25 protein-coding genes are annotated in these 25567 nt (G+C 74.3%); 10 read left to right on the top strand and 15 right to left on the bottom strand.

Annotated elements, in window-relative coordinates; all coding sequences use genetic code 11:
* Nucleotides 1-30 precede the first annotated feature (30 nt).
* From OP18_RS07085 to dhaM, 4 genes are read right to left on the bottom strand one after another with little or no spacing between them, the layout of a single operon-like run.
* Nucleotides 31-231 carry a DUF3046 domain-containing protein gene (locus OP18_RS07085; protein ID WP_033357916.1) on the bottom strand — a complete coding sequence of 67 codons (201 nt, stop codon included), beginning with the start codon at nucleotides 229-231 and terminating at the stop codon, nucleotides 31-33.
* 9 nt (nucleotides 232-240) lie between these two features.
* On the bottom strand, nucleotides 241-1479 hold the full coding sequence (locus OP18_RS07080) for an MFS transporter (protein ID WP_033357915.1): 1239 nt from the start codon (nucleotides 1477-1479) through the stop codon (nucleotides 241-243).
* A 32-nt stretch (nucleotides 1480-1511) separates the two neighbouring features.
* Complete coding sequence (locus tag OP18_RS07075) at nucleotides 1512-1772, bottom strand: HPr family phosphocarrier protein (RefSeq protein WP_033357914.1); 261 nt, start codon at nucleotides 1770-1772, stop codon at nucleotides 1512-1514.
* Nucleotides 1756-2139 (bottom strand): dihydroxyacetone kinase phosphoryl donor subunit DhaM, encoded by a 384-nt coding sequence (dhaM, locus tag OP18_RS07070; RefSeq protein WP_033357913.1) that lies wholly within the window; start codon nucleotides 2137-2139, stop codon nucleotides 1756-1758. Before dhaM ends, OP18_RS07075 begins: the two co-directional genes overlap by 17 nt.
* A 52-nt stretch (nucleotides 2140-2191) precedes the next feature.
* Here dhaM and dhaK point away from each other — a divergent pair, with 52 nt between their 5' ends.
* Both dhaK and dhaL read left to right on the top strand, forming a co-directional pair.
* Nucleotides 2192-3181, top strand: a complete 990-nt coding sequence (dhaK, locus tag OP18_RS07065; RefSeq protein WP_033357912.1) for a dihydroxyacetone kinase subunit DhaK — start codon at nucleotides 2192-2194, stop codon at nucleotides 3179-3181.
* A gap of 1 nt (nucleotide 3182) precedes the next feature.
* The gene (dhaL, locus tag OP18_RS07060; RefSeq protein ID WP_033357911.1) at nucleotides 3183-3785 is read left to right on the top strand and encodes a dihydroxyacetone kinase subunit DhaL; all 603 of its coding nucleotides are present in this window, start codon (nucleotides 3183-3185) and stop codon (nucleotides 3783-3785) included.
* Here dhaL and OP18_RS07055 read toward each other — a convergent pair.
* The 4 genes from OP18_RS07055 to OP18_RS07040 form a co-directional block, all read right to left on the bottom strand.
* Nucleotides 3782-4924: an acyl-CoA dehydrogenase family protein gene (locus OP18_RS07055; RefSeq protein ID WP_033357910.1), complete on the bottom strand. Its 1143-nt coding sequence runs from the start codon at nucleotides 4922-4924 to the stop codon at nucleotides 3782-3784. The two genes, dhaL and OP18_RS07055, sit on opposite strands and share 4 nt — an antisense overlap.
* A gap of 427 nt (nucleotides 4925-5351) precedes the next feature.
* Entirely contained in the window at nucleotides 5352-6101 is a 750-nt protein-coding gene (locus tag OP18_RS07050) for a hypothetical protein (RefSeq protein WP_156089331.1), read from the bottom strand.
* Between the two features lie 115 nt (nucleotides 6102-6216).
* Nucleotides 6217-7005, bottom strand: coding sequence for a hypothetical protein (locus OP18_RS07045; protein WP_033357908.1), 789 nt, complete (start codon nucleotides 7003-7005; stop codon nucleotides 6217-6219).
* Between the two features lie 218 nt (nucleotides 7006-7223).
* Nucleotides 7224-8546 carry an aminotransferase class I/II-fold pyridoxal phosphate-dependent enzyme gene (locus OP18_RS07040; protein ID WP_033357907.1) on the bottom strand — a complete coding sequence of 441 codons (1323 nt, stop codon included), beginning with the start codon at nucleotides 8544-8546 and terminating at the stop codon, nucleotides 7224-7226.
* A gap of 32 nt (nucleotides 8547-8578) precedes the next feature.
* On the opposite strand from OP18_RS07040, the gene OP18_RS07035 reads away from it, so the two are divergent.
* Complete coding sequence (locus tag OP18_RS07035; protein WP_033357906.1) at nucleotides 8579-9814, top strand: bifunctional pyridoxamine 5'-phosphate oxidase family protein/GNAT family N-acetyltransferase; 1236 nt, start codon at nucleotides 8579-8581, stop codon at nucleotides 9812-9814.
* Complete coding sequence (gene leuE, locus OP18_RS07030; RefSeq protein WP_033358064.1) at nucleotides 9814-10452, top strand: leucine efflux protein LeuE; 639 nt, start codon at nucleotides 9814-9816, stop codon at nucleotides 10450-10452. The genes OP18_RS07035 and leuE overlap by 1 nt, the downstream gene beginning before the upstream one ends.
* 72 nt (nucleotides 10453-10524) lie before the next feature.
* Here leuE and OP18_RS52105 read toward each other — a convergent pair whose 3' ends face one another.
* Nucleotides 10525-10917 (bottom strand): hypothetical protein, encoded by a 393-nt coding sequence (locus tag OP18_RS52105; RefSeq protein WP_052386323.1) that lies wholly within the window; start codon nucleotides 10915-10917, stop codon nucleotides 10525-10527.
* Nucleotides 10918-11046: 129 nt separating this feature from the next.
* On the opposite strand from OP18_RS52105, the gene OP18_RS07020 reads away from it, so the two are divergent.
* A complete protein-coding gene (locus OP18_RS07020) occupies nucleotides 11047-15639 on the top strand; it encodes an ATP-dependent helicase (protein WP_033357905.1) in 4593 nt (1530 codons plus the stop codon).
* 171 nt (nucleotides 15640-15810) lie between these two features.
* On the top strand, nucleotides 15811-16272 hold the full coding sequence (locus OP18_RS07015; RefSeq protein ID WP_156089347.1) for a globin domain-containing protein: 462 nt from the start codon (nucleotides 15811-15813) through the stop codon (nucleotides 16270-16272).
* 313 nt (nucleotides 16273-16585) lie between these two features.
* Here OP18_RS07015 and OP18_RS52100 read toward each other — a convergent pair whose 3' ends face one another.
* The 4 genes from OP18_RS52100 to OP18_RS06995 form a co-directional block, all read right to left on the bottom strand.
* Nucleotides 16586-17269, bottom strand: a complete 684-nt coding sequence (locus OP18_RS52100; protein ID WP_052386322.1) for a GNAT family N-acetyltransferase — start codon at nucleotides 17267-17269, stop codon at nucleotides 16586-16588.
* A gap of 78 nt (nucleotides 17270-17347) precedes the next feature.
* Nucleotides 17348-18544: a glycoside hydrolase family 5 protein gene (locus tag OP18_RS07005; RefSeq protein WP_033357903.1), complete on the bottom strand. Its 1197-nt coding sequence runs from the start codon at nucleotides 18542-18544 to the stop codon at nucleotides 17348-17350.
* Between the two features lie 44 nt (nucleotides 18545-18588).
* Nucleotides 18589-19431 (bottom strand): SAM-dependent methyltransferase, encoded by an 843-nt coding sequence (locus OP18_RS07000; protein WP_052386321.1) that lies wholly within the window; start codon nucleotides 19429-19431, stop codon nucleotides 18589-18591.
* A gap of 76 nt (nucleotides 19432-19507) precedes the next feature.
* A complete protein-coding gene (locus OP18_RS06995; protein ID WP_033357902.1) occupies nucleotides 19508-20308 on the bottom strand; it encodes an SAM hydrolase/SAM-dependent halogenase family protein in 801 nt (266 codons plus the stop codon).
* A gap of 18 nt (nucleotides 20309-20326) precedes the next feature.
* Between OP18_RS06995 and OP18_RS06990 the strand changes: the two genes are divergently transcribed.
* The 4 genes from OP18_RS06990 to OP18_RS06975 all read left to right on the top strand — a co-directional run bounded on the left by OP18_RS06990 (nucleotide 20327) and on the right by OP18_RS06975 (nucleotide 23613).
* A complete protein-coding gene (locus tag OP18_RS06990) occupies nucleotides 20327-21262 on the top strand; it encodes an LLM class F420-dependent oxidoreductase (protein ID WP_033357901.1) in 936 nt (311 codons plus the stop codon).
* A 73-nt stretch (nucleotides 21263-21335) separates the two neighbouring features.
* Nucleotides 21336-22154: a DNA-formamidopyrimidine glycosylase family protein gene (locus tag OP18_RS06985; protein ID WP_033358060.1), complete on the top strand. Its 819-nt coding sequence runs from the start codon at nucleotides 21336-21338 to the stop codon at nucleotides 22152-22154.
* Between the two features lie 36 nt (nucleotides 22155-22190).
* Nucleotides 22191-22751 carry a carbohydrate-binding protein gene (locus OP18_RS58560; RefSeq protein ID WP_033357900.1) on the top strand — a complete coding sequence of 187 codons (561 nt, stop codon included), beginning with the start codon at nucleotides 22191-22193 and terminating at the stop codon, nucleotides 22749-22751.
* 76 nt (nucleotides 22752-22827) lie between these two features.
* Nucleotides 22828-23613: a hypothetical protein gene (locus OP18_RS06975; protein ID WP_033357899.1), complete on the top strand. Its 786-nt coding sequence runs from the start codon at nucleotides 22828-22830 to the stop codon at nucleotides 23611-23613.
* 162 nt (nucleotides 23614-23775) lie between these two features.
* On the opposite strand, the gene pspM is transcribed toward OP18_RS06975, so the two are convergent.
* Both pspM and OP18_RS06965 read right to left on the bottom strand, forming a co-directional pair.
* Nucleotides 23776-24531: a phage shock envelope stress response protein PspM gene (gene pspM / locus OP18_RS06970; protein WP_033357898.1), complete on the bottom strand. Its 756-nt coding sequence runs from the start codon at nucleotides 24529-24531 to the stop codon at nucleotides 23776-23778.
* Nucleotides 24532-24559: 28 nt separating this feature from the next.
* Entirely contained in the window at nucleotides 24560-25429 is an 870-nt protein-coding gene (locus tag OP18_RS06965; protein WP_033357897.1) for a PspA/IM30 family protein, read from the bottom strand.
* Nucleotides 25430-25567: the final 138 nt, after the last annotated feature.

Here is a 25567-nt window from a genome sequence, read left to right as displayed (position 1 = left end):
ACGATCAACGAGCCGACACGCCAAAAAACATCAGCGTAGCCTGCTAGGAACACGCTCCGGATATGCGGCGACCACAGCGCGCCACACCACCGCGGTCTCCTCGCCGCCCGCGAGGGCCTCCTTGATGGTCCGGCCGCCGAGTTGCGTCAGCACCTGGTCGTTGGCGACGCTCCCGGCGTACGCCGCGCCGAACACCTGCTCCAGTCGCTGCCAGAAATCCGTCAGTCGCACGGGCCAAGACTAAGACCTTCGCAGCGCCAGAGCAGCCAGCGGCACCACGGCGACGACCGCCAGTACCGACAACGTGGCGAATCCGAACAGGTCGACCACGACGCCGGCCAGGGCGCCCGCGGAGGCCGCCGCGACCCCCATGATGACGTCGGACAGGCCCTGCACCCCGGCGCGCTCGACCACGGGCACGGATTCGGACAGCAGGGTGGAGCCGGCCACCATCGTGCAGCCCCAACCCACGCCGAGCAGGCCCATCGCGACGGACAGCTGGACCGTGCGGTCGCCGGCGGTGCCGCTGAGCGCGCACGCGAGGGTGAGCAGCAGGATCCCCGTGAGGATGACGGCCCGGCGGCCGAAGCGGTCGGCGGCCCAGCCGGCGAGCGGCGACAGCGCGTACATGCCGGTGATGTGGATGCTGATCACCAGGCCGACGACGCGCAGCAGATCGCCGTGTTCGTGCACGTAGCCGCCGATGTGCACCGGCGTCATGGACATCACGCCGACCATCACCACGTGGCCGACCGCGACGGTGGAGACGCCGAGCCGCGCCCCGGCGCTGCCCCGGACGGCGGCGAACGCCGACCGCCACGAGACCGGCCGCTCCGGTACGTCGGACGCGGCGGCGAGCCGGGCGGTCACCAACGGATCCGGCCGCAGCAGCACGAACAGCACCAGCGCCGCCAGGCCGAACGCCACGGCACTGAACAGGTACGGCCCCGCGTACTCCGGCGCGCCCCACGGCATCGTCACCCGATCGGCGAACGGCGCCAGGTTCGGCCCCGTCACCGCCCCGAGCGTGGTCGCCCACACGACCAGCGACAGGTGCCGCGCCCGGTGGTCACTGTCGGCGAGGTCGACCGCGGCGTACCGTGACTGCAGGTTGGCCGCGCTCGCCCCGCCGAACAGGAACGTGCCCGCGAACAGCAGCGGCACCGACCCCAGCCAGACGGCGGTGACGACCAGCAATGATCCGGTCACTCCCGCGGCGTACCCGAACACCAGCCCCGGGCGCCGCCCACCGGCCCGCATCAGCCGGGCCGCCGGGATCGCGATCAGTGCCGCCCCGATGACCGCGGCGCTGCCGGACAGCCCGGCCGCGGCCGGACCGGCCATCTCCGCGGCGAGCAGCGCGCCGATCGACACCCCGCTCGCCACGCCCAGGCCACCGACGACCTGCGTGGAGACGAGCAGGCCGAGGGTGCGCCGCTGGAGCCTGGCGACGGGGGGAGCGTCGATCATGACGGTCATCCTCGCGTACGCACCGCGAAGCGCACCACTCCTTACTCGGCGGCCGCCAGCACCGCCACGGCGGCGTCGAGCGCGACGCCGGCGTCCTCGCCCGTCGCGCGCACCAGCACCGAGGATCCGGCCCGGGCGTTGAGCCCCATCACCGCGAGCACGCTGCGGGCACTCGCCTGCTTGCCACCGAAGTGGATCTCGACGGTACTGGTGAAGCCCGCGACGGCCCGCACCAGCGCACCGGCCGGCCTGGCGTGCAGGTCGGCCGGCAGCACGACGGTCGTCTCAGAGCTTGCGGACATCGCGGGCCTCCGTCGCGGCCCGGGTGCACTCGGCGAGGTCGGCACCGGCGCCGGCCAGTACCGCCGCCGCGACCGCCCCCTCGACGAACGGCGCGTCGACCAGCACGGCCGTGTTGGCGACCCGGTCCTCGAGCACGGTCTGCGCGGTGAGGACGGCGCTGCCCAGGTCGGTCAGGACGAGCACCCCGGCGCCCCGGTCGGCCCGATCGATCGCGACGAGGATGCGGTCGTAGCTCGTGCCGAGGCCGCCGTCGTCCGTGCCGCCGGCCGCCTCGATCGGCACCTCCTCCCCCGCCACCTGCACGAGCATGTCCCGCAACCCGTGCGCGAGCCGTTCGCTGTGCGAAACAAGGACGATTCCCACCATGTGTGCCACGCGGGCAATGCTATGCAGCGGCCGTACCCGCAAAATGGCAGGCATGAAGAAGTTCATCAACGATCCGGACAACGTGGTCCGGGAGGCCCTCGCCGGGATGGCCGCCGCGCATCCCGAGCTGCGGGTCGACCTCGACGAGCAGATCATCGTGCGGGCCGACGCGCCGCGCCCCGGCAAGGTCGGCATCGTCTCCGGCGGCGGCTCCGGGCACGAGCCGCTGCACGGCGGGTTCGTCGGGCCGGGCATGCTCGACGCGGCCTGCCCCGGGGAGATCTTCACCTCACCCGTGCCGGACCAGATCCTGGCCGCCACCAGGGCCGTCGACGGCGGCGCCGGGGTCGTGCACATCGTGAAGAACTACACCGGCGACGTCATGAACTTCGAGCTCGCCGCCGAGGACGCCGAGACCGAGGTGGAGAGCGTCCTCGTCGACGACGACGTCGCGGTCGACGGCTCGACCTGGACCGCGGGCCGCCGCGGCACCGGCGCGACCCTGCTCGTCGAGAAGATCGCCGGCGCACTCGCGGAGGAGGGCGCCCCGCTCGCCGCGGTCGCCGCCGTCGCCAGGGACGTCAACGCCCGGTCGGCGTCCTTCGCCATCGCCCTCACCGCGGGCACCACGCCGGCCGCCGGCAAGCCCGGGTTCGACCTGCCCGAGGACGAGATCGAGGTCGGCGTCGGCATCCACGGCGAGCCCGGCCGGGCCCGCGAGAAGCTGCGCCCGGCGCGTGAGCTCGCCGCCCGGATCGTCGAGCCGGTGCTGGCCGCGAAGCCGCTCGAGCCCGGAAGCGAGGTGATCGTGCTGGTCAACGGGCTCGGTGGCACGCCGCTGCTGGAGCTGTACGTGATGTTCGACGAGATCAGCCGGCTGCTCGCGGCCGCCGGGGTCCGCATCGCCCGGAGCCTCGTGGGCAACTACGTCACCAGCCTTGACATGGCCGGGATGTCGCTCACCGTGTGCCGGGTCGACGACGAGCTGCTGCGGCTCTGGGACGCCCCGGTCCGCACCGCCGGCCTGCGGTGGGGTGCCTGACGTGGACGCCGCCCTGGCCCGCGCGTGGGTCGCCGCCGTGGCCGCCTCGGTCACGGCGCACGCCGCCGAGCTGACCGACCTCGACGCCGCCATCGGCGACGGCGACCACGGGGTCAACCTGCGCCGCGGGTTCGACGCGGCGGTCGCCGCCCTGGCCTCGTTCGAGGCGGACTCCGCCGGCGCGGTCCTGACCAAGACCGGCACGACGCTGGTGTCGAAGGTCGGCGGCGCCTCCGGCCCGCTGTACGGCAGCTTCTTCCGCGCCCTCGGCAAGACGCTCAGCGACGACCCGGACGCGTTCGCCGACGGGCTGCGGGCCGGCCTCGACGCGGTCGTGCGGCTCGGCAAGGCCGAACCCGGCGACAAGACCATGGTCGACGCGCTCGTCCCGGCGGTCGACGCCTACGCCGCCGCGGCCCCGTCCGGCTTCGCGGCGGCCGCCACCGCGGCGGCCGGCGCGGCCGCGGACGGGGCGGCCGCGACGACACCGTTGCAGGCCCGCAAGGGCAGGGCCTCCTACCTCGGCGAACGCAGCGCCGGCCACCAGGACCCGGGCGCCACGTCCACCGCGCTGATCTTCGCCGCCTTGGCGGGCCTCGGCTAGACCCCCAGGCTCCGCCCGATGATCTCCTTCATGATCTCGGTGGTGCCGCCGTAGATGGTCTGGACGCGGCTGTTCAGCCAGGCCTTCGCGACCGGGTACTCCATCATGAAGCCGTACCCGCCGTGCAGCTGGACGCAGCGGTCCGCGACCTTGTTCTGCAGCTCGGTCGTCCACCACTTCGCCTTGGCCGCGTCGGCGACGGTGAGCCGCCCCGCGTTCTGCTCGGCGATGCACTGGTTCAGGAACGTCCGCGCGATCGTCACCTCGGTGTCGAGCTCGGCGAGCACGAACCGGTTGTGCTGGAACGACCCGATCGGCTTGCCGAACGCCTGCCGCGTCTTGGCGTACTCGAGCGTGATCGCCAGCACCTGCTCGGCCGACGCGACGGCGGCCACCGCGATGCCGAGCCGCTCCCGGGGCAGGTTCGCCATCAGGTGGTAGAACCCGGAGTTCTCCTGGCCGAGCAGGTGGTCGGCGGGGATCCGGCAGTCGTCGAAGAACAGCTCGGCGGTGTCGTTGGCCTTGAGCCCGACCTTCTCCAGCCGCCGTCCCCGCGTGAAGCCCGGCGTGCCGGTCTCCACCACGAACAGGCTGATGCCGTGCGCCCCCTGCGCCGGGTCGGTCTTCGCCACCACGACCACCAGGTCGGCGAGCTCACCGTTGGTGATGAACGTCTTCTGCCCGTTGAGCACCCACGAGTCACCGTCACGCACCGCCGAGGTCCGCACGCCCGCGAGGTCGCTGCCGGCGCCCGGCTCGCTCATCGCGATGGCGGTCACGATGTCCCCGGAGCAGAACCCGGGCAGCCAGCGCTTGCGCTGCTCCTCGGTCGTCAGGTCGGTCAGGTACGGCGCGACCACGTCGTTGTGCAGCCCGAACCCGAGCCCCGACGCGCCCGCCGCGACGATCTCCTCGACGAGGACCGCGTTGAAGCGGAAGTCCTTCTGCCCGCCGCCGCCGTACTCCTCGTCCACGTCCATCCCGAGCAGCCCGGCCGCGCCCGCCTTGCGCCAGACCTCCCGGTCGACGATGCCGGCCTTGTCCCACTCGTCGTTGTACGGCACCGCCTCCCGGGCCAGGAACGCCTTGCACAGTTCCCGGAAGGCTTCGTGTTCGGCTTCGTACAGGTGCTGTTCCATGACGTGCAGTGTTGTCCGTGAGACACCGTCTCGCCTAGGCCCGCCGCCGCTGCCATGCCCGCGCCAGCCGCCGCGCGACGGTGTCGCCGGCCGCCGCCGACGGGAACGACACGGACGGCCGCCGGGCAGAGAACCGCCGCCTGCAGGGCCGACGGACGGTCGCATGACCCCGCCCCGACGCCCCGCGCAACGGCCCGGCAGGTAGCCGCACGGCTGCGACACGACCGCGACCCGCCCGACCAGCCCAACCGCCTGGCGGCGGCCACCGAACCAGCCACATGGCCGCCACATGCCGGGCCCGACCGACGGCCCGACGGCCCCGCGCCCCGACGGCCCCACGCCCCGACGGCCTGGCGGACAGCGCGGGCCGCCGCGGCACCGGTCGGCGGCGCCGAGCTTCGCGCGACTCAGGCCGGTGCGGCGCGCGTCAGAGGCCGAGCATGCCGTACAGGTGGTCGGGCAGCGGCGTGGCGCCGGACGGGGCGGTCGTGGTCAGCGTGGAGCCGAAGTCCGAGTACGTGGCGGTGACCGGGTTGTCCGGGATCTCCACCTTCATCGCCACCAGGCGGTCCTGCTCGTCGACGGTCGCCTCGAACGGCATCCTCGTGGCGACCTCGCCGAGCTGGATCACCTGCGGGATGTTGACCGGCCCCCAGGTGGTCACGCGGGTCAGGTCGACGGTGCCGGTGAAGGCGCGGTCCTCCCGGCGTACGTCACGGGTGGCGGCGACCAGCGCCTGCACGCCCGTCGGGTCCTTGATGGCGCTGAGGCCCAGCGAGCCGGGGCGCGTCACCCGGGCGGGGTCGACCCGATACCAGGTGGCTCCGTCGAAGCCGGGCATCGGCAGGCCGGTCAGGCGGATGTACGCCGAGCCGCCCACGCCGATCGTGTCGATCTTCAGGCTGGCCCCGTCGGAGGAGACGCTGACCGTGGCGTCGAGCAGGCCGGCGACGGGGTCGATGCCGCCGGTGTAGGTGCCCTCCTTGGCCACCACCTTGAACTTGTACCCTCCGCTCAGCGCGCGCAGGCTCCTGGCCAGCTCGCTCTGCGACGGCGCCACGGACGGCCCGGTGGTCGGCCGCGGCGGCCCGCTGCCGCCCGAGGTGCAGCCGGCGAGCGCGACCACGGCGACCAGCGCCGAGACCACCGCCGCGAACAGCGCCGGCCGCACGCGCACCGACCGCGTCGGACCCGGCCGCGGCGCCAAAGGCCGCACCGACCAGCGCCACGTCGAGGGTCGCGTCAAGGAGTGCCGCATCGAGGAGCGCCGCATCGGAGGAAGCCGCATCGGGTCAGCCGTTGAGCAGGCCGTAGACGGCGGCGGGGGCGGCCAGGACGTCGGCGGCCTTCGGCGCGGCGACGGTCACCGGCTGGCCGTGGCCGGTGTAGTCGACGGTCAGCGCCTGCTCGGCGACCGTGCCATACGCCGGGACGGTGATCTTCAGCGAGACGAGGTGCTGGCCGTCGAGGGTCGCCGTGAACGGTGCCGCCTTGGCCTTCTCGCCGAGCGCCTGCAGCACGGCGTCGTCGTCGATGCCGAGGTCGCCGCCGCCGGTCAGGTCATACGTGCCGGTGATCGTGGTCGGGGCGGTCTGGTTGGCGGTGACGACCCGGGCGACCAGGCCCTGGCTGCCGGTGGGGTCCTTGGCCTCGATCAGCCCGATGATCGCGTCCTTCTTGATCTTCGAACGGTCCAGCTTGTACCACTTCTTGGCGTTGACGCCGACGGTCGGGATGCTGGTCTTGAAGTAGTAGTCGGTGGCGAGCGCGATGCCCTCGATCGTGTACTTGACGCCGCCCGCGGCGACCCCGTCGACCTTGACCTGCTGCTTGCCGGCGGGGTCGATCGAGCCGGTGAACGTGCCCTCGGGGATCTTCATCGTGTAGCCATAGGTGCCCGCGTTGAGGTCCTTGACGGCCGCGGCGAGCACCTCCTTGGCGGCGGGTGAGGCCGACGCGGCACCCCCGGCGCTCTTCGAGCTGCTGCTGGTGGCCTTCTCGTCGCCGCCGCAGGCGGTGGTCAGTGCCAGCGCGATCGCCGCGACGACCGTGCCGAACGTCCTGAACGTGCTCGTGCGCATGTCACTGCCTCCCTGGATGACGCGCCCCGAACCGAGCGGGGGCCGGTCGCGGACCGTGCCCGGCCCTTCCTTCTCGCTGGTTCAACCGCCGTTCGACGATTTCGGGTGCGTCGATGACCGGCGGCACCCGTGATGCGATGTCATGCCGTCGGACACTAGCGGCAGGGTCTGACAGTTCCCGGCGCAAGGGGTCCCGTGGCCCGGACAAGGGTCGATTGTCACACCTGCCGTCGGGACGGGTCGGTGAGCCGGCGGGCCACGGCCGCGGCGACCCGACCGGCGTCGCGCGGGTCGAGGGTGGCCGTGGTGATGCGGATCGCGGGCGGCGTGAGCAGCCGGTACATGGATCCGGGCGCCACCGCGATGCCCTCCTCACGCAGCCCCGCCACCATCGACGTCTCGTCGGGCACCGGAAGCCACACGTTGATCCCGCTCACGCCGTGGGCGGGCAGGTCACCGAGCGCGGTGCGCAGCGCCTCCCGGCGGGTCGCGTACGCCTCGCGGGCCCGGGCGACGGCCGCCGTGGCCTGCGGGTCCTGCCACAGCGCCACGACCAGGCGCTGCAGGACGGTCGAGACCCAGCCCACGCCGAGCCGCATGCGGCCCTCGATGCGCGCCACGGTCACGTCGTCGCCGACGATCGCCGCGACCCGCAGGTCCGGCCCGTACGGCTTGGACAGCGACCGTACATATGCCCAGGAATCGGTCGACCCGACCAGCGGGTGCACCGGCTCGTGCGCCAGCTCGGCGGCGTGGTCGTCCTCCAGGACCAGCAGCTGCCGGTACAGGCTGAGCTGCCGACGCAACGCCGCGGACCTGCGGCTGGAGATCACCGCCCCGGTGGGGTTCTGCGCGCGGGAGGTCACGACGAGACCCGCGACGCCCGCCTGCAGCGCCGCGCGCAGTCCGTCCTCGGTGGGCCCCTCGTCGTCGACCGGGACCGGCACCGGGGTGAACCCGAGCGCCGCGACCAGGTCCAGCAGGTTGGCCCAGCCGGGGTCCTCGACGGCGACCCGGTCGCCCGGGCGCAGGTGCGCGACGAGGGCCCGCTCGAGGCCGTCGAGCGCGCCGCCGGAGACGGTGAGGCGCCCGGACGGGATGCCGTCGGCGGCGAACCGCTCACCGGCGAGCTCGAGCAGCTCGGGCAGCGGGCCGCCGCCGGAGTAGCCGACCGGCGGCATGCGCTCGGCGAGCCGGATGAGGTGCGGCGCGTAGTGCGGCAGCAGGTTGTGGTCGGGGCCGCCGCTGGCCAGGTCGAGGGCGCCGGGGGGCACGGGCAGGGCGTGCCGGGTGCGCCTGGCCACGGGTGGGCGGGGACGGACCCGGGTGCCGCCGCGGCCGGCGGTCTCGACCAGCCCTCGGTCGCGCAGCACCCGGTATGCGGACGCGACCGTCGCGGGGCTCACGCCGAGGTCGGTGGCGAGCGCCCGCACGGAGGGCAGGGGTGTGCCGGGGTCGAGCGCTCCGGTGCGGATGCCGCTCTCGACGCTGGCCGAAATCTCGGCTGCCGTGGCACCCGTCGGCTGATACTGTACTGCCACAGTTCAGCGATTGTACTAGAACAAACGAGGTCATGGTGGAGACATATCCGAAGACGGCACGGACGACCCCCAGACGGCTGGGCGAGCGCGCGTCGTATGACGCCGACGTGGTGCACGCCGTCCTCGACGAGGCCTACGTCTGCCACCTCGGATTCGTCGTCGACGGCGAGCCACGCGTGCTGCCGACCCTGCACGCGCGCGTCGGCGACACGATCTACCTGCACGGATCGACCGGCAGCCGGCCGCTGCTCGCGGCCCGTGACGGCGGCCTGCCGGTCTGCGTGACGGTGACACTGCTGGACGGCCTGGTGCTGGCCCGCTCGCAGTTCCACCACAGCGCCAACTACCGCTCGGTCGTCGCGCACGGCACCGCCCGCCTGGTCACGGACCCGCGGGAGCGGGACACGGCGTTCGCGGCGCTGGTCGACAAGGTCGCGCCCGGCCGCGCCGCCGACAGCCGGCCGCCCAACGCGAAGGAGCTGGCGCAGACCGCCGTGCTGGCCCTGCCGTTGCGGGAGGTCTCGGCCAAGGTCCGCACCGGCGGCGTGTCCGACGACGCGCCCGACCTCGACCTGCCGCATTGGGCAGGTGTCGTACCGCTGAAGCTCGTCGCCGGGACGCCCGAGCCGGCGCCGGACGTGCGGGTCCCCGTTCCGGCGTACCTGCGCCCGGCCGCGACCGGCTGGCACGGCGCGCCCACGCTGCGGGGGCGGCACGTGCTCATCGAGCCGCTGGACCAGGCGCACGCGCCGGGGCTGTTCGCCGCGCTCGACGACGCGGAGGTCTGGACCCATCTCACCGTCGCCCGCCCCGGCTCGGTCGCGCAGATGTCGTCGATCATCGACGCGGCGCTCAAGGATCCGGGGCGGACCCCGTTCGTGCAGCGGGACCCGGACACGGGCGAGATCCTCGGCAGCACCTCCTACTACGCGATCGACGAGGCCCGGCGCTCGATCGCGATCGGGCACACGATGCTGGGGCGGCCGCACTGGCGCACCGCGATCAACACCGAGTCGAAGCTGCTGCTGATGGCGCACGCGTTCGACACGCTCGGCGCGGTCCGGCTCGAGTGGCACACCGACATCCGCAACGAGCGCTCCCAGCAGGCCATCGCCCGGCTCGGCGCCGAGCGGGAGGGGGTGCTGCGCGCACACCGGCAGCGCCCCGACGGCAGCTGGCGCGACACGGTCTGCTTCTCGATGCTCGCCGGCGAATGGCCCGCGGCGCGGGACCGGCTGACCGCCGCGCTGCAAGCCGGTGCGCGCTGATGCTCGGCGTGACCAACCCGTGGACCTACGTGCTCGGCACCGCCGCCATCGTGCTGCTGCCCGGGCCCAACTCGCTGTACGTGCTGTCCGTCGCGGTCCGCCGCGGCGTGCGGGACGGGTATCGGGGCGCCGCCGGGGTGTGGCTCGGCGACGCGGTGCTCATGACGCTGTCGGCCGGCGGCGTGGCGTCGCTGCTGCACACGTACCCGTGGCTGTTCGTGCTGGTGAAGTACGCCGGCGCCGGCTATCTGGCCTATATCGGCGTCCGGCTGGTGGTCGACACGGTGCGCCGGCTGCGGGCACCGGCGTCGGCACCGCGGCCGGAGCCGCCGGCGGACCGGCCGTTCCGGCGGGCGCTGACGATCAGCCTGCTCAACCCGAAGGCGATCCTGTTCTTCGTGTCGTTCTTCATCCAGTTCGTCGACCCGGACTACCCGTATCCGGCGGTGAGCTTCCTGCTGCTCGGCATCGTGGCGGAGGTGCTCAGCGCGGTGTACCTGACGGTGCTGATCTTCGCCGGGCGGCGCCTGGCGGAGCAGTTCCGCGCGCGGCGCGGGCTGGCGGCCGGGTTGAGCACCACGGTCGGCGGGCTGTTCCTGGCGTTCAGCGTCAAGCTGGCGACGGCGAGCCTGTCCTAGCGGTCCGCAACGCATGGAGGGTCCCCCACTGGTTCATGGGGGACCCTCTTCGCTGCCCGGCCAGGCAAGTCCTCAGTGCTCCACGATCAGGTCCGCCCGGCCCAGTTCGCGGAGCAGGTCGTTGACGACCCGGTCGTCGTCGCCCTGGCGGCGGCGTTCGGCGGGTGCGCGGCCGCCGGTCAGCAGCGCCAGCCGGGCGCCGCCGGGGCGGGCCGGGCCGTCGCCGGTCGCGCCGCGGTAGACGAAGTAGTGCACGGCGGCCCGGACGCGGGCCCGGTCGACCGCGCTCGACCTGGCCGTGTCGGCGATGAGCTGGCGCAGTGCGGCGGCCATCCGCTCGGCGTGCGCGACGTCGACGGTCCCGCGACCGGTCCGCAGCGCGGCGAGGTAGGCGTCCAGCTGGCGCAGCAGCACGTCCGATTCCTGGCGGATCGCCCGCTGGGCGATCGTGCGCTGTGCTGCCACCGGCTGCTCCTGTGCTTGGGGATTGGCATACTCTAGCCAAACTCCTCCTTTCGTACAAATCGGACTAATCCGATCGACGGGGTCGGCCTGTCCGGGAAAAGTGTCGTACCCCGGGGGCAGGATGGAGGCATGGATGAGCTGGGTCGGTTCCGGGCGGCGACGCGGGAGTGGTTCGGTGCGGCGTTCGCGGCGCCGACCGCCGCACAGGCCGGTGCCTGGCGGGCGATCAGCGCCGGGCGGCACGCCCTCGTGGTGGCGCCGACCGGATCCGGCAAGACCCTCGCCGCGTTCCTCTGGTCGCTCGACCAGCTCGCCGCCCGCCCCGACGTGGAGGCCGCGAAGCGCTGCCGGGTGCTGTATGTCAGCCCGCTGAAGGCGCTCGCCGTCGACGTGGAGCGCAACCTGCGGGCCCCCCTGGCCGGGATCAGGCAGGCGGCCGCGCGGCTCGGCCAGGAGCCGCCCGACATCAGGGTCGGCATGCGCACCGGCGACACCCCCGCCGACGAGCGGCGCGCGTTCACCAAGACCCCACCCGACATCCTGATCACCACGCCAGAGTCGCTCTTCCTGCTGCTCACCTCGCAGGCCCGGGAGTCGCTGCGCAGCGTCGAGACGGTGATCGTCGACGAGGTCCACGCGGTCTGCGCGACGAAGCGCGGCGCGCACCTGGCGCTGTCCCTGGAGCGGCTCGACGCCCTGCTGGAGCGCCCCGCGCAGCGGGTCGGGCTGTCCGCGACCGTCCGCCCGATCGACGAGACCGCCCGGTTCCTCGGCGGGTCCGCGCCGGTCGAGGTCGTGCAGCCGCCCACCGCCAAGACCATCGAGGTCGAGGTGCAGGTGCCCGTCGAGGACATGACGGCCCTCGGCGAGAGCGACCCCGCGCAGGACGACGACGGCGCGCCCCGGCAGGCGTCGATCTGGCCCGCCGTGGAGGAGCGGGTGCTCGACCTGATCGAGGGACACCGCTCCACGATCGTGTTCACCAACTCCCGCCGCGGCGCCGAGCGGCTCTGCGCCAGGATCAACGAGCTGGCCGCCGCCCGCGCCGGCATCCCCACGCCCACCGCGCCGCGCACACCGGCGGAGATGATGGCGCAGGCCGGCACCGCCAACGGCGCGGCGCCCGTCGTGGCCCGCGCCCACCACGGCAGCGTCTCCCGCGAGGAGCGCAAACACATCGAGGAGGCGCTCAAGTCGGGCCAGCTGCCGGCCGTCGTCGCCACCTCCAGCCTGGAGCTGGGCATCGACATGGGCTCCGTCGACCTCGTCGTGCAGATCGAGGCGCCGCCGAGCGTCGCGGCGGGCCTGCAGCGGGTCGGGCGCGCCGGGCACCAGGTCGGCGCGGTCTCCCGGGGCGTGGTGTTCCCGAAGCACCGCGGCGACCTCGTCTCGTGCGCCGTGGTCGCCGAGCGGATGGTCGAGGGCGGCATCGAGGAGCTGCGCTATCCGCGCAACCCGCTGGACGTCCTCGCCCAGCAGATCATCGCGATGGTCGCCATGGAGCCGTGGCACGTCGACGAGCTGGCGGCCCTGGTCCGCCGCACCGCGGTCTTCGCCGACCTGCCCGAGTCGGCGCTGTTCGCGGTGCTGGACATGCTCGCCGGTCGCTATCCGTCGACCGCGTTCGCCGAGCTGCGGCCGCGGGTCGTGTGGGACCGCACCGACGGCGTGCTCACCGCCCGGCCCGGCGCCCAGCGCCTCGCCGTCACCAGCGGCGGCACCATCCCCGACCGCGGGCTCTTCGGCGTGTTCCTGGCCGGCGCCGAGAAGGCCGCCCGCGTCGGCGAGCTCGACGAGGAGATGGTCTACGAGTCACGCGTCGGCGACGTCTTCCTGCTCGGCTCGACCTCGTGGCGCATCGAGGACATCACCCCCGACCGGGTGCTGGTCTCCCCCGCCCCGGGCGCCGCCGCGAAGATGCCGTTCTGGAAGGGCGACTCCCCCGGCCGGCCGGTCGAGCTGGGCCGCGCCATCGGCGCCCGGCTGCGCGGTTTCGTGAAGGCCGGCGACGAGGCCGCCCACGCGCAGCTGCGCGGCGGCGGGCTCGACGAGTGGGCCGCCGACAACCTGCTGGCCTATCTGCGCGAGCAGCGCGAGGCGACCCGCCACCTCCCCGACGACCGCACCGTGCTGGTCGAGCGGTTCCGCGACGAGCTCGGCGACTGGCGGATGACCGTCCACTGTGTCCTCGGCGCCCGCGTCAACGCGCCGTGGGCGCTCGCGATCGCCCGCCGGCTCAACGAGCGGTATGGCGTCGACGCCCAGGTCATGCCCAGCGACGACGGCATCGTGGTCCGCCTGCCCGACGTCGCCGACGACCCGCCGGGCGCCGACCTCGTCGCGTTCGACCCCGACGAGATCGCCGGCATCGTCGAGGAGACCGTCGGCACGTCGGCGATGTTCGCCGCGCGGTTCCGCGAGTGCGCCGCCCGCGCGCTGCTCCTGCCGCGCCGCGACCCGCGCCGCCGCCAGCCGCTGTGGCAGCAGCGGCAGCGCTCCGCCCAGCTGCTCGACGTCGCCCGGGACTACGCCGACTTCCCGATCACGCTCGAGGCCGCCCGCGAGTGCCTGCAGGACGTGTTCGACGTCGCGGGGCTCGTCGGGGTCATGCGCGACATCGCCGGCCGCAAGCTGCGCCTCGTCGAGGTCGAGACGCCACGGCCGTCACCGTTCGCGCGGTCGCTGCTGTTCGGCTATGTCGGCGCGTTCCTGTATGAGGGCGATTCGCCGCTCGCCGAGCGCCGGGCCGCCGCCCTCGCCCTCGACCCGACGCTGCTGGCCGAGCTGCTCGGCCGGGTCGAGCTGCGGGAGCTGCTCGACCCCGAGGTCGTCACCGAGACCGAGCGGACCCTGCAGTGGCTCGGTGACCAGCGCACCCCGCGCGACGCCGAGGACGTCGCCGAGATGCTGCGCGTCCTGGGCGACCTGTCCGACGCCGAGCTCACCGCCCGCGGCGCCGACCCCGCGTGGGCCGCCGAGCTCGCCGCCCAGCGCCGCGCCATCCAGGTCCGCGTGGCCGGCGAGGCGCGCTGGATCGCGGTCGAGGACGCCGCCCGCTACCGCGACGCCCTCGGCGTGGCGCTGCCCGTGGGCCTGCCCACCGCATACCTGGAGCCGGTCGCGGACCCGCTCGGCGACCTCGTCACCCGGTATGGGCGCACCCACGCCCCGTTCAGCGCGGCCACCAGCGCCGCCCGCTTCGGTCTCGGCGTCTTCGTCCTCGAGCAGGCCCTGCGCCGGCTGCCGTCGATGGTGTCCGGCGAGTTCACCCCCGGCGGCGCCGGCACCGAGTGGTGCGACGCGGAGATCCTGCGGCTGCTGCGCCGCCGTTCCCTGGCGGCGCTGCGCCGCGAGATCGAGCCGGTGCCGCCGCGCGCCCTGGCCCGGTTCCTGCCGCAGTGGCATCAGGTCGGCTCGTCCCGGGCTCGGGGCATCGAGGCGGTCGCCGCCGCCGTCGAGCAGCTGCAGGGCATCGCCATGCCGGCGTCCGCCCTGGAGCGGCTGATCCTGCCCGCCCGCGTCGCCGACTACACCCCCGCCTATCTCGACGAGCTGTGCGCCTCCGGTGACCTGCTCTGGTCCGGCGGGGGCGCCATCGGCGAGCACGACGGGTGGATCAGTCTCGCCTTCGCCGACACCGCCCCGCTGCTCCTGCCACCCCCGTCCGACGTGGGCGGGCCGGTGCACGCGGCGGTCCTCTCCGCCCTCGCCGGCGGGCAGGCCCTGTTCCTGCGCACCCTGGCGGAGCGGGTCAACGAGATCCTCGCCGTGTCGCCGCCCGCCGCCGTCGACCTGTTTGACCCGGGTGACGGGTCGATCAGCGGCACACCTCCCGGTGGACGGCCCGCCTTCGTCGGCGAGGCGGAGCTCATCGACGCCGTGTGGGACCTGGTGTGGGCGGGGCTGGTCTCCAACGACACCCTCGGCCCGCTGCGGGCGAAGCTCAGCGGCGGCGGAGGCGCGCACCGGGCCAAGCCGGCGCCCCGGTCGCGATACCGGCGTGCCGGGATCGCGGCGGCGCGCGCGTCCCTCGCGTCGGCGCGGTCCGGGCCGACGACCGGCGCGGGGCGCTGGCACCTGCTGCCGGACCGGGACCTCGACCCGACCCGCCGGGCCACGGCCAACGCGGAGCTGCTCCTCGACCGGCACGGGATCGTCACGCGCGGGGCGGTGATGGCCGAGGACCTGCCGGGGGCGTTCGCCGGGGTGTATCCGGTGCTCGCCGCCATGGAGGAGCGCGGCGCCGCACGGCGCGGCTATTTCGTCGAAGGGCTGGGCGCCGCGCAGTTCGCACTGCCGGGGGCCGTCGACCGGCTCCGGGGCGGCACCGACGGCCGGGACGCGCTCGTGCTCGCCGCGACCGATCCGGCCAACCCGTATGGTGCGGCGCTGCCCTGGCCGGAGCGGGTCGTCGACGCCGGCGACGGCGAGCGCTCGGGCCATCGCCCGGGCCGCAAGGCGGGCGCGCTCGTCGTCACCGTCGGCGGCGACCTGGTCATCTATGTCGAGCGCGGCGGCCGGACCCTGCTGTCCTACGTCGAGGACACCGACCTGCTCGCGCTCGCCGCGAAGGCCCTGGCCGACGCGGTCCACGGCGGGGCGCTCGGCGCGATGTCAGTCGAGCGCGCCGACGGCGAGTCCATCCACGCCTCGCCACTCGGCGACGCCTTGTCCGCGGCCGGTTTCCGGACCACCCCGAAAGGCCTGCGCCTGCGCAGCTGAAGGACGGCGCCCGTGAGGACGGGCCGCCGGCGAAAGGACGGCGCCCGTGAGGACGGGCCGCCGGCGAACTGCAAAGGGCTCCGCCTCGCGCTTCGCGCGACGCCCGACGGAGCCGGACGACGATCACGGGAGGAGGGCGGCACAGTGGCCGAGCCCGCAGGTGCGGAACGGGTGTCGCTGTTCGAGTACGCCGGTGGCGCACCGGCCTTCCAGGCGCTGGCGGCCGCGCTGCACGAGCGGTGCCTCGCCGATCCGGTGCTCAACCATCCGTTCTCACATCCGGGGCAGCATCCCCAGCACGTCGAGCGGCTCGGGTGGTACCTGGCCGAGGTGTTCGGCGGGCCGCCCGCGTACTCGCAGGCGGCCGGCACCCACTTCGGCATGCTCGACCTGCACGCCCGGCAGGGCGCCGACGACGACCTCGGCGAGCGGTTCGTGCGGTGCTTCGTGCTCGCCTGCGACGACGCGGGACTGCCCGCCGACCCCGCGTTCCGGGCCGCGCTGCGCGATTACATGACCTGGGCGGCGGCGGACGTCATGCAGTACTCGCCGCCGGGCTCCCAGGTCCCCGCCGACGTCCGCATGCCGCGCTGGACCTGGGAGGGCGCCGTTGACCGTACGCGGCGCCGTTGACCGTACGCGGCGCCGCTGACCGTACGCGGCGCCGCTGACCGCTCAGGGCCGCTGGCGCGCTTGGCGTGTCGACCGTCCTGCGTTGGTCACTGGGCTCGGCGCCGCTGGCTGGGCGAGGCGGTCGACCGAGATCGGCCCCGCCGACCGTCCGGCGCGCCGGCCGTCGGAGGTGCTGGCCGTTGGCGCTGCTGCATGGGCTGGGCGCCGCTGGCCGGGCGCGGCGTCGACCGGGATCGGCCCAACTGACCGTCCGGCGCGCCGGCCGTCGGCGCTGCTGAACGGGATCGGCGTCGCTGGCTGGACGCGGCGGCGGTCAGGCGGGGGACGGGTCGGTGAGCCGTTCGAGCTGGATGATCGCATCGCCGTCGGTGAGGTGGGCGGTGCGGCCGGTCGGGGTGTACCCGGCGGCGGCGTAGAGGCGTTGGGCGCGGTCGTTGGAGCGGCGGGTCCACAGCGTCGTGCGGGTGTAGCCGAGGGCGTCGACCGCTCGGAGCAGGTGGCGGCCGTAGCCGTTCGACCAGTGGGAGGGGTGGACGAACACCATCGACACGTGACCGTGGCCGGGGACCGGCGCACCGGCGCCGTCGTCGGCGCGGCCCGGCTCGACCAGTGCCATGCCGACCACCCGGGTGTGATCGGCCGCCGAGCCGGGTCCGGCCGCCGGGCTCGGTCCGGGTGCGGGTCCGGCCGTCGGCGCCGGCGCGGGTTTGGCCGCAGGTGCGAGCGCGGGTGCATGCAGCGGAGCAGGTGCGGGCCCAGCCGCGGGCACGCGTCCAGCCGCGGGTATGTCCGGCGGAGAAGGAAGCGCGGCCGATGCGGGTGTGGGCGTCCCGGGCAGCGTGGCCACGAGGACCGTGGCGTCGGGAGCGGTCAGCTTCTCGCGGATGCGGGCCAGGCGGTCAGGGCTCGGCGGCAGGCCACGCGCGGTGTTCGCCGCCTGCCAGACCTCGACGGCGGCGGGCAGGTCGGTGGGCAGTGCGGTGCGCACGTCGAGCATGGCCATCATTGCAGCACGTCGGGCCCGCCGCCGCTGGACCACGGACGGCGGGAAACGCCCGTGGTGGGGATGGGCGCGTCACCACTGCAGGACCTGGCGGTTCATCGGTGTGAGCTGCTGGCAGAGCGCCGGGCGGGGCCAGGTGACGTCGCGGAGCTCGTCGTCGTACGTGCGCCAGTAGTGGCCGCTGCCGTCGTGGTCGAAATAGGCGTGGGACTCGTACGCGACGCGGTGCAGCGGGTCTTGGACCCAGGCTCGAGGGTGCATCAGTCCCCACGACGGCGGGCCCATCGGGACGTAGCCGCTGACCAGCAGGGCGCGCCGGTCGCCGGTGGCGCGGATCGCGTCGACGGACTGCTGGGCGGCGCGTTCCCACAGCCGGGCGCCGGCGCGGCCGTCGGCGGCGAGGCGGGTCGGTTCGTTGAGCAGGCCCAGGCCGATGACGGCGGGGCTGTCGGCGGCGGGGGCCATGCGGCGCCAGAAGTCGGCGAGGGCGGTGGTGGGCAGGCCGGGCGAGCCGAGGCGCAGCAGGGTCTGCCGGTGCTGGCCGCCGCCGAGGGCGAAGTCGCCGTACCCGTGCAGGTCCAGCACGACGAGCAGGCCGGCGGCGCCGGCGTGGTCGAGGGCGGCGCGGACGCGGGTGACCTCGGCGGAGGACAGGGGGCCGAACGGGACCGGTTGGAGGCGTTCCCAGTTGACCGCGAGGCGGACCAGCCTGACGCCGCGACCGGCGAGGAACTCGTAGCTCTGCGGGGTCTCGTACGTGTAGTCGTGGCCGTACCGGCCGGGGTTGGCGCTGCCGAAACCGCCGTTGACCTCGGAGGTGGCGAAGGAGCCCGCGGCCAGGTTGACGCCGCGCAGGTAGCCGGCGGCGCTGCCGTGGCGCTCGACGACCTTGGCCTGCGGGCCGGCGACGTCGACGTCCATGCCGTGCGCGACGGGGCGGTAGACGGCCATCGGGTAGTTCGCGGGCCAGGTGCCGGCGGCCCACGCCGTGACGGGCAGGCCGACCGCGTCGGCGGCGTCGTACCAGGCCTCGGCGACCCCGGTCCAGCGGTGCGCGTCGCGGTCGGCGGGCCAGCCGATCTCGCCGATGAAGCCGGTGGCGTTGTTGCGGCGCAGCCACGCCGAGAAGTTGGCCAGCCCGGCGACGGCCCTGGCCTGCACCAGGTCGGTCGTGCACACCGTCTGCTCGGGTCGGGGCCATGTCACCGGGACGAGCAGCGCCGTCACGAGCAGCAGCACCATCGCCATCGCCGGGGCCTTGGGCAGCACCGCACGGCACTGCCCGGCGGGGGCCGGGTCATGCCTGCGAAGGGTCAGACCTTCTTGGCGACGCCCCCGTAGACGGACACCTGCGTGTCGGTGACGTCGGGCGACACCTGCGCGTCGGGGCGCCACTTCGTGACCACGGGCAGGCCGGGCTCGACGAGCTCCAGGCCGGTGAAGAACCGGGCGATGTCGTCGTGCGAGCGGACCTGCATCGTCACGCCCTGGCGGGCGTAGATCGCGGCGACGTGCTCCCAGGCGACCGGGTCGAAGTCGCCGGTCAGGTGCGACAGCGCGAGGTAGCTGCCCTTCGGCAGGGCGTCGACGAGCTCCTGGACGACCGCGTACGGCTCGTCGGCGTCACCTACGAAGTGCATGATCGCGATCAGCAGCAGCGCCACCGGCTGGTCGAAGTCGATGGCGTCGCGCAGCTGGGGGGAGTCGAGGATGCGGCGCACGTCGCGCAGGTCGGCGTCGATGTACTCGGTGCGGCCCTCGGGCTTGCTGGTGAGCAGGGCACGGGCGTGGGCCAGGACGATCGGGTCGTTGTCGACGTAGACGATGCGGGCGTCGGGGGCGATCGACTGGGCGACCTCGTGCACGTTGGGTGACGTCGGGATGCCGGTGCCGATGTCGAGGAACTGCCGGATGCCGGCCTCCGCGGCGAGGTACTCCACGGCGCGGCGCAGGAAGGCCCGGTTCTCCCTCGGGGGGATGCGGCTGTTGGGGTTGGCGCGCAGGCCGGCCTCGGCCGCGCCCCGGTCGGCGGGGAAGTTGTCCTTGCCACCCAGCAGATAGTCGTAGACCCGGGCGGGGTGCGGCCGGTCCGTCTGCAGGTCGACCGGCTCGTGGGTCTCGTCGGGCTTGGGCTTCATCCAGTCGGCGCCTGACATGTCCACTCTCCGCCACGTGTGATCCGCTTGGGCATCCCCGTCCGGCTTGGATCATATGCCGCGGCATCACCCTGCGTCAGTACCGAACACCGCCGGCATCGTGACGGGCACGGATGGTCACGAGGTCCCCGGCGCGGGTGTCGAGCAGGGCCGCGGCGCTGCCACCGTTGACCGCGACGGCCAGGTACCCCGCCGAGTCGGTGAACACCACGAGCCCGCCCGGGGCGGCGTCGCCGAACGTGCCGCCGGCGGTCGCCGCCCGGCCGTCGACGGTCACGGCGCCCGGCCCCGGCACGGTGTCCGCCGGCGCGGCCAGCTGCAGGTTGCCGAAGCGGTCGACGGTGAGCACCTCGGCCGTCACGCCGTCGGGCAGCCGGCGCAGGTGCGGCGGCGGCAGTCGTACCGGATCCGCGACCGCGCTCCCGGCGGAGGCCAGGTCGGCACCCAGGGCGAGGCGCGCGGCGACCGGCGCGAAGATGTCCCGGCCGTGGAAGGTGCGCGAGACGACCGGGGCGAACCAGGCACGGTCGGTGAGGTGTACGGCCCGACGGATCCCGCCGAGGGCCTCGGCCGCCGGGACCAGCAGGCCGTTGTCGGGGCCGACGAGGAACCCGCCGTCGGCCGCCTCGATCGCGATCGGCCGGCGTTGCGTGCCGACGCCCGGGTCGACGACGGCGAGGTGGACGCCGCGCGGCAGCGACGGGACCGTCTGGGCGAGCACGTGCGCGCCGCGGCGGACGTCGCCGGGCGGCACGAGGTGGGTCACGTCGATCACCCGCGCCTCGGGGGCCAGGCGGGCGATGACGCCGTGGCAGGCGGCCACGAACCCGTCGTCGAGCCCGTAGTCGGTGGTGAAGGAGATCCAGCGCTGGTCCATCAGGATAGTGTCGGGTCCATGCGGCTCTGCGTGTTCATCGAACCCCAGCTGGGTGCCACGTACGACGACCAGCTCGCCGTCGCGCAGCGGGCCGAGCGGCTCGGCTTCGAGGGTTTCTTCCGCTCCGACCACTACACGGCCGCGCGTGGCGGGGCGCCGGGGCCGACCGACTCGTGGGTGACGCTCGGCGCGCTCGCCCGGGAGACGTCCACGATCCGGCTCGGCACGCTGGTGTCCTCGGCGACGTTCCGCCTGCCGGGGCCGCTCGCGGTCGCGGTCGCGCAGGTCGACCAGATGAGCGGCGGCCGGGTCGAGCTGGGGCTCGGCACCGGCTGGCACGAGCAGGAGCACCTCGCGTACGGGATCCCGTTCCCTCCGGTCGCCGAGCGGTTCGCCCGGCTGGAGGAGCAGCTGGAGATCCTGACCGGGCTGTGGTCGACGCCGGCCGGCGCCACGTTCAGCTACCAGGGCCGCCACTACGACCTCACCGACTCACCGGCGCTGCCGAAGCCGGTGCAGCAGCCCGGGCCGCCGGTGATCGTCGGGGGCACGGGGCCGAGGCGGACGCCGCGGCTCGCGGCGCGGTTCGCCGACGAGTTCAACGTGCCGTTCTCCTCGCTGGCGCAGACCTCGGCGTCCTATGACCGCGTGGTGGCCGCGATCGAGGCGGAGGGGCGCGACGGGCGGGCGCCGATCGTGTTCTCGTTCGCGCAGACGATCGTGTGTGGCGTGGACGACGCCGAGGTACGGCGGCGGGCGGAGGCGGTGGGGCTCGACCCGAACGGGCCGTCGGCGGCGGGCGGGCAGCTGTACGGCACCCCGGCGCAGGTGGCGGAGCAGCTGGCCGACTTCGTGAAGGCCGGCGCGTCACGGGCGTTCCTGCAGCTGCTCGACCTGCGGGACCTGGATCACCTGGAGCTGATCGCCGCCGAGGTGGCGCCGCTGCTGCCCTGAACCACGCGACACGGCCCTCGCGGCGGGCCGGCGGCGGCGGTTCAGCGGCCGGCGGAGCGGGCAAGATGGGGTGGTGCCCGAAGGCGACACCGTCTGGAACACCGCCCGCGTGCTCGCCACCGCGATCGAGGGCCAGGTCCTCACCCGCAGCGACTTCCGCGTGCCGAAGCTCGCCACCGCCGACCTGTCCGGCTGGCTGGTGGCCGAGTCCGCCAGCTACGGCAAGCACCTGCTGCTGCGCCTCACCAGCGACGGCGAGCCGGTCCGGGCGATGACGCTGCATTCGCATCTACGGATGGACGGGGCGTGGCGCACGTACCGGCCCGGCGAGCGGTGGACCGGACGCCCCGCGCACCTGGTCCGGGTCGCGCTGCACGCCCCGAAGGCCGTCGCCGTCGGCTTCCACCTGCACGAGCTGGCGATCGTGCCGACCGCGGAGGAGCACCGGCTGATCGGGCACCTCGGGCCGGACCTCATGGGCGACGGCTGGGACCCCGCCGAGGCCGTGTCCCGGCTCGCCGCGACGCCCGACCGGCCCATCGCCGACGCCCTGCTCGACCAGCGCAACCTCGCCGGCATCGGGAACCTGTACAAGGCCGAGGTGCTGTTCCTGCGCGGGGTCAACCCGTGGACCGCGACGGGCGCGGTGCCGGACCTGGCCGCGATGGTGGAGCTCGCGCACCGGCTGCTCAACTCCAACCGGGGCCGCTGGACGCAGACGACGACCGGGTCGCTGCGCCGGGGCGAGACGAACTGGGTGTTCGAGCGGGCCGGCCGGCCCTGCCGCCGCTGCGGCACGAAGGTCGAACGCTGGACCGGCGGCGACTACGAACGGATCACCTACTGGTGTCCGCACTGCCAGCCGGTTGTCGCGCCGCCACCCGGCCCGTAGGCTGCGATCCCGCTGGTCAGGCAAGGGAGAGCGGACGTGCAAGGGGTACACCGGCTGGGGCGCACGGACCGGACGCTGCTGTGGGGCACGACGGCGCTGATCGCGTTCACGCTGGGTGCCGTCACGGTCGCGCGGATGGGTGGCGGCGGCTCGGTGACCGGCGCGGGCGAGGACCGGCGCTGCTACAACTCCGCGGGCGTCGGCGCCGCGTGCCTGCCGCCGGCACCGACCGGCTTCGGCGGCCCGGCCGACGCCACCCCGGCGCCACCGTCACCCACCGTGTCCGATCCGGCACCGGGGGCCACTGCCGCCGGTATCACCGCGACGCCGGCAAAGCCCACCACGACGCTTCCCCCGACCACTGCCATCTCGCCGCCGGCCGCAAAGCCGTCCGCCTCCGCCAGGGTTCCGGCCGGCGCCTCCACCAGCGCCTCCGCCAGGGTCGACACGACGCCGGCGTGGGCCGTCGGGGTCGCGTACCCCGTCGGCGCGCGGGTCACGTACCAGGGCGGCGGCTATGTGTGCAGGCAGGCCCACACGTCGCAGGCGGACTGGCCACCGGCCGCGACACCCGCGCTCTGGAGCCGGGTGTCGTGAGGTTTACGCCCGCGCACTGATCATTGCGGGCACGCGGTAGGGTCTTGGGCGTGACGCTGGGTGTGGTGTTGTACCGGTGGATCACCGGCTGAGCCGGCGGGGCCTGTTCGTCGGCTCGGCGGCGCTCCTGGCGTCCGCGCTCGGCGGTTGCGAAGGGACCCCGCTCGCCGCCCCGACCAGCGCCCCGACGCTGCGACCGCCCGACGGCACGCCGCTGGCCGTCTGGGAGCTGACCGGCGGGCTGGTCGGCACGGCGATGCTCGCGCTGCGCCCGCCGCGCCTCGTCGTGTTCGGTGACGGCGACGCGATCGCCGACGCGGCCTACCGGTCCCGCCTCGACGCCGACGAGCTGCGGAGCCTCACCGACGGGCTGCTCGACGACCTGCGCTCCAGCGACGTGCAGAAGCAGCGCACCGTGCCCTCGCCGGTCGCCGGCGCGCCGGTGACGAAGATTTCGGTGTGGTCGCCGGCGGGGATGCTCACGTTCACCGCCGAGGGGCTCGACGAGTTCAAGGCCGAGCACGTGTACGCCGACGTGTTCTACGACGCCCGTGACCGCCTCGCCGCGGTGCACAAGACGGTGTCGGCGACGGCCCAGCCGTACCTGGCGGACCGGGTCCGGCTGGTGGCGATGCCGGTCGACGGCGAGCCCGCGACGGTGGGCACGTGGCCGGTGGACGTCGCGCTGCCGGAGCCGGACCGGGGGGCGTTGCGCCGGGCGGACCTGTCGGGTGACGCCGCCCGGGCGGTCGTGCGGACGCTGACCCGCGACCTGGACCAGCGCGGCGCGTGGCCGGCGTACCGGACCGCGGCCGGCGACATCGTCCGCGCCAGCTGGCGCTACCTGCTGCCCAACGAGTAAGCGCCCCGCCCCGGCGAGCGCCCGCCCGCCCGGCGAAGCAGCGCGGACGAACGGCCCACCCCGCGGGCCGGCGGCGCCCCACGTGGAGGCGTCGCCACGCGTACAAGCGCGAACGCCGAACGGCACCGGCGGGCGAACGCCTCCCGGCCGAGCCGGCAAGGGTCAGGCCGGGGTCGGCCGCGGGTTCGTGGTGCGCAGGTCCGACAGCGCCTCCGCGACCCCCTTCAGGAAGGCGGTGGCGTCGGCGAGGTTGCCGATCGTGGCGCTGTCCTCCGCGACGCAACCCGCCGCCGCGGTGACGAACTGCTCATACGCCGCCACGCCCTGCTCCAGCTGCGCGGCGAGGACCGCGTGCGCGGGGCGCAGCGACTCGCCGGCCGGGCCGAGCCCGATGGCCCGCTCGACGGAGGCGGTGCGCTGCGCGAGGTCGCGCAGGGACTGCTCGGCGACGGTCGCGTCGAGCACGGCGGCCTCGGCGTGCGGCCCGAGCCGCCCGATCAGGCCGTGCAGCATGGCCGAGGCCCGGTCCAGGCGCCGCCACGGCTCGGCGACGGTGAGGCCGCGCAGCTTGAACGACTCCCGCTGCCGCCCGAACTCGGCGATCGCGGTGCGACCGGCGGGCATGCGGGCGACGATGCCGACGAGCTTCTCCTTCGCCTGGGCGCCGATGACGGCCGGGTCGGGCTCGGGCGGGACGGGCAGGGCCCGGAAGGCCCGCAGGTCGATCCACCGCCAGATCGCTATGGCGATGGAGCCACCGGCCCCGGCCGCCCAGAAGGCGTCGGGCAGTCCGAGGCCGCTGTACGGCACGAGGACCGCCGTGGCGCCGGTCAGCAGGCCGGCCCGCACCGACCAGCCGCGGGCGGAGCGGTGCAGCCGCCGCAGTCGCTTCAGGTGCTTCGTCCGCTCCGACGCCATGACCCGCTCTCCCCCACTGTCGAATACGTCAGCTCGCGCTGGCGGCGTCCCCCGCCTGCTTGTCCTTGTTCAGCCCGGCCCGGATCTCGTCGAGGCGGGCGACGCTGGCGTCCTTCGGCCCGCTCGACGCGGCGGCCTGCGGCGTGCCCGGCGTCGCGGGCGCGGCGGCGAGCTGGTCGCCGGCCATGCTGGCGCGGATCTGCTCGAGGCGGGAGCTGCCGGCCATGTCGAGCGTGGTGCGCTGCACCTCGAGCATGCGCCCCTCGACGGAGTTGGAGGCGAGCTCAGCGCGGCCCATCGCGTTGGCATACCGCCGCTCGATCTTCTCCCGCACCTCGTCCAGCGACGGCGTGTTGCCGGGCGCGGCGAGGCCGCTCATCGACTCGAGGGACTTGGCGACGGTCTCCTGCATCTTCGCCTGCTCCAGCTGGCTGAGCAGCTTGGTGCGCTCGGCGAGCTTCTGCTGCAGCAGCATCGCGTTGCTCTCGACCGCCTTGCGCGCCTGGGCGGCCGCGTTGAGCGACTGGTCGTGCAGCGTCTTGAGGTCTTCCATGCCCTGCTCGGCCGCGACCAGCTGGGTCGCGAAGATCTGGGCGGTCTGCTCATACTCGACGGCCTTCGCCTCGTTGCCCTCGGCGCGCGCCTTGTCGGCGAGCACGAGCGCCTGCCGGGCGGAGCCCTGCAGCTTCTCGACCTCACCCATCTGCCGGGAGAGCCGCATCTCGAGCTGCCGTTGGTTGCCGATCACGGCCGCGGCCTGCTGCACCAGCGCCTGGTGCTGGCGCTGGGCATCCTCGATCGCCTGCTGGATCTGCACCTTGGGATCGGCGTGCTCGTCGATCTTGGCGCCGAACAGCGCCATCAGGTAATTCCAGCCCTTAGCGAACGGATTCGCCATCTCGCGGTCCTCTCTCGGCCGGCACTACGAACGTGCGGCTTCCATCGTGTCAGGCGAGCGCTAGAGCGTCACGCCCAGCGTGTGGGCAAACGGTAGGAGAAAGCGGTCAAACAGCCAGAAACTCCGCGCGACTCAGGG

The organism is Dactylosporangium aurantiacum (genome assembly GCF_000716715.1).
Taxonomy (GTDB): domain Bacteria; phylum Actinomycetota; class Actinomycetes; order Mycobacteriales; family Micromonosporaceae; genus Dactylosporangium; species Dactylosporangium aurantiacum.
This window is presented reverse-complemented; position numbering and strand designations above follow the sequence as displayed.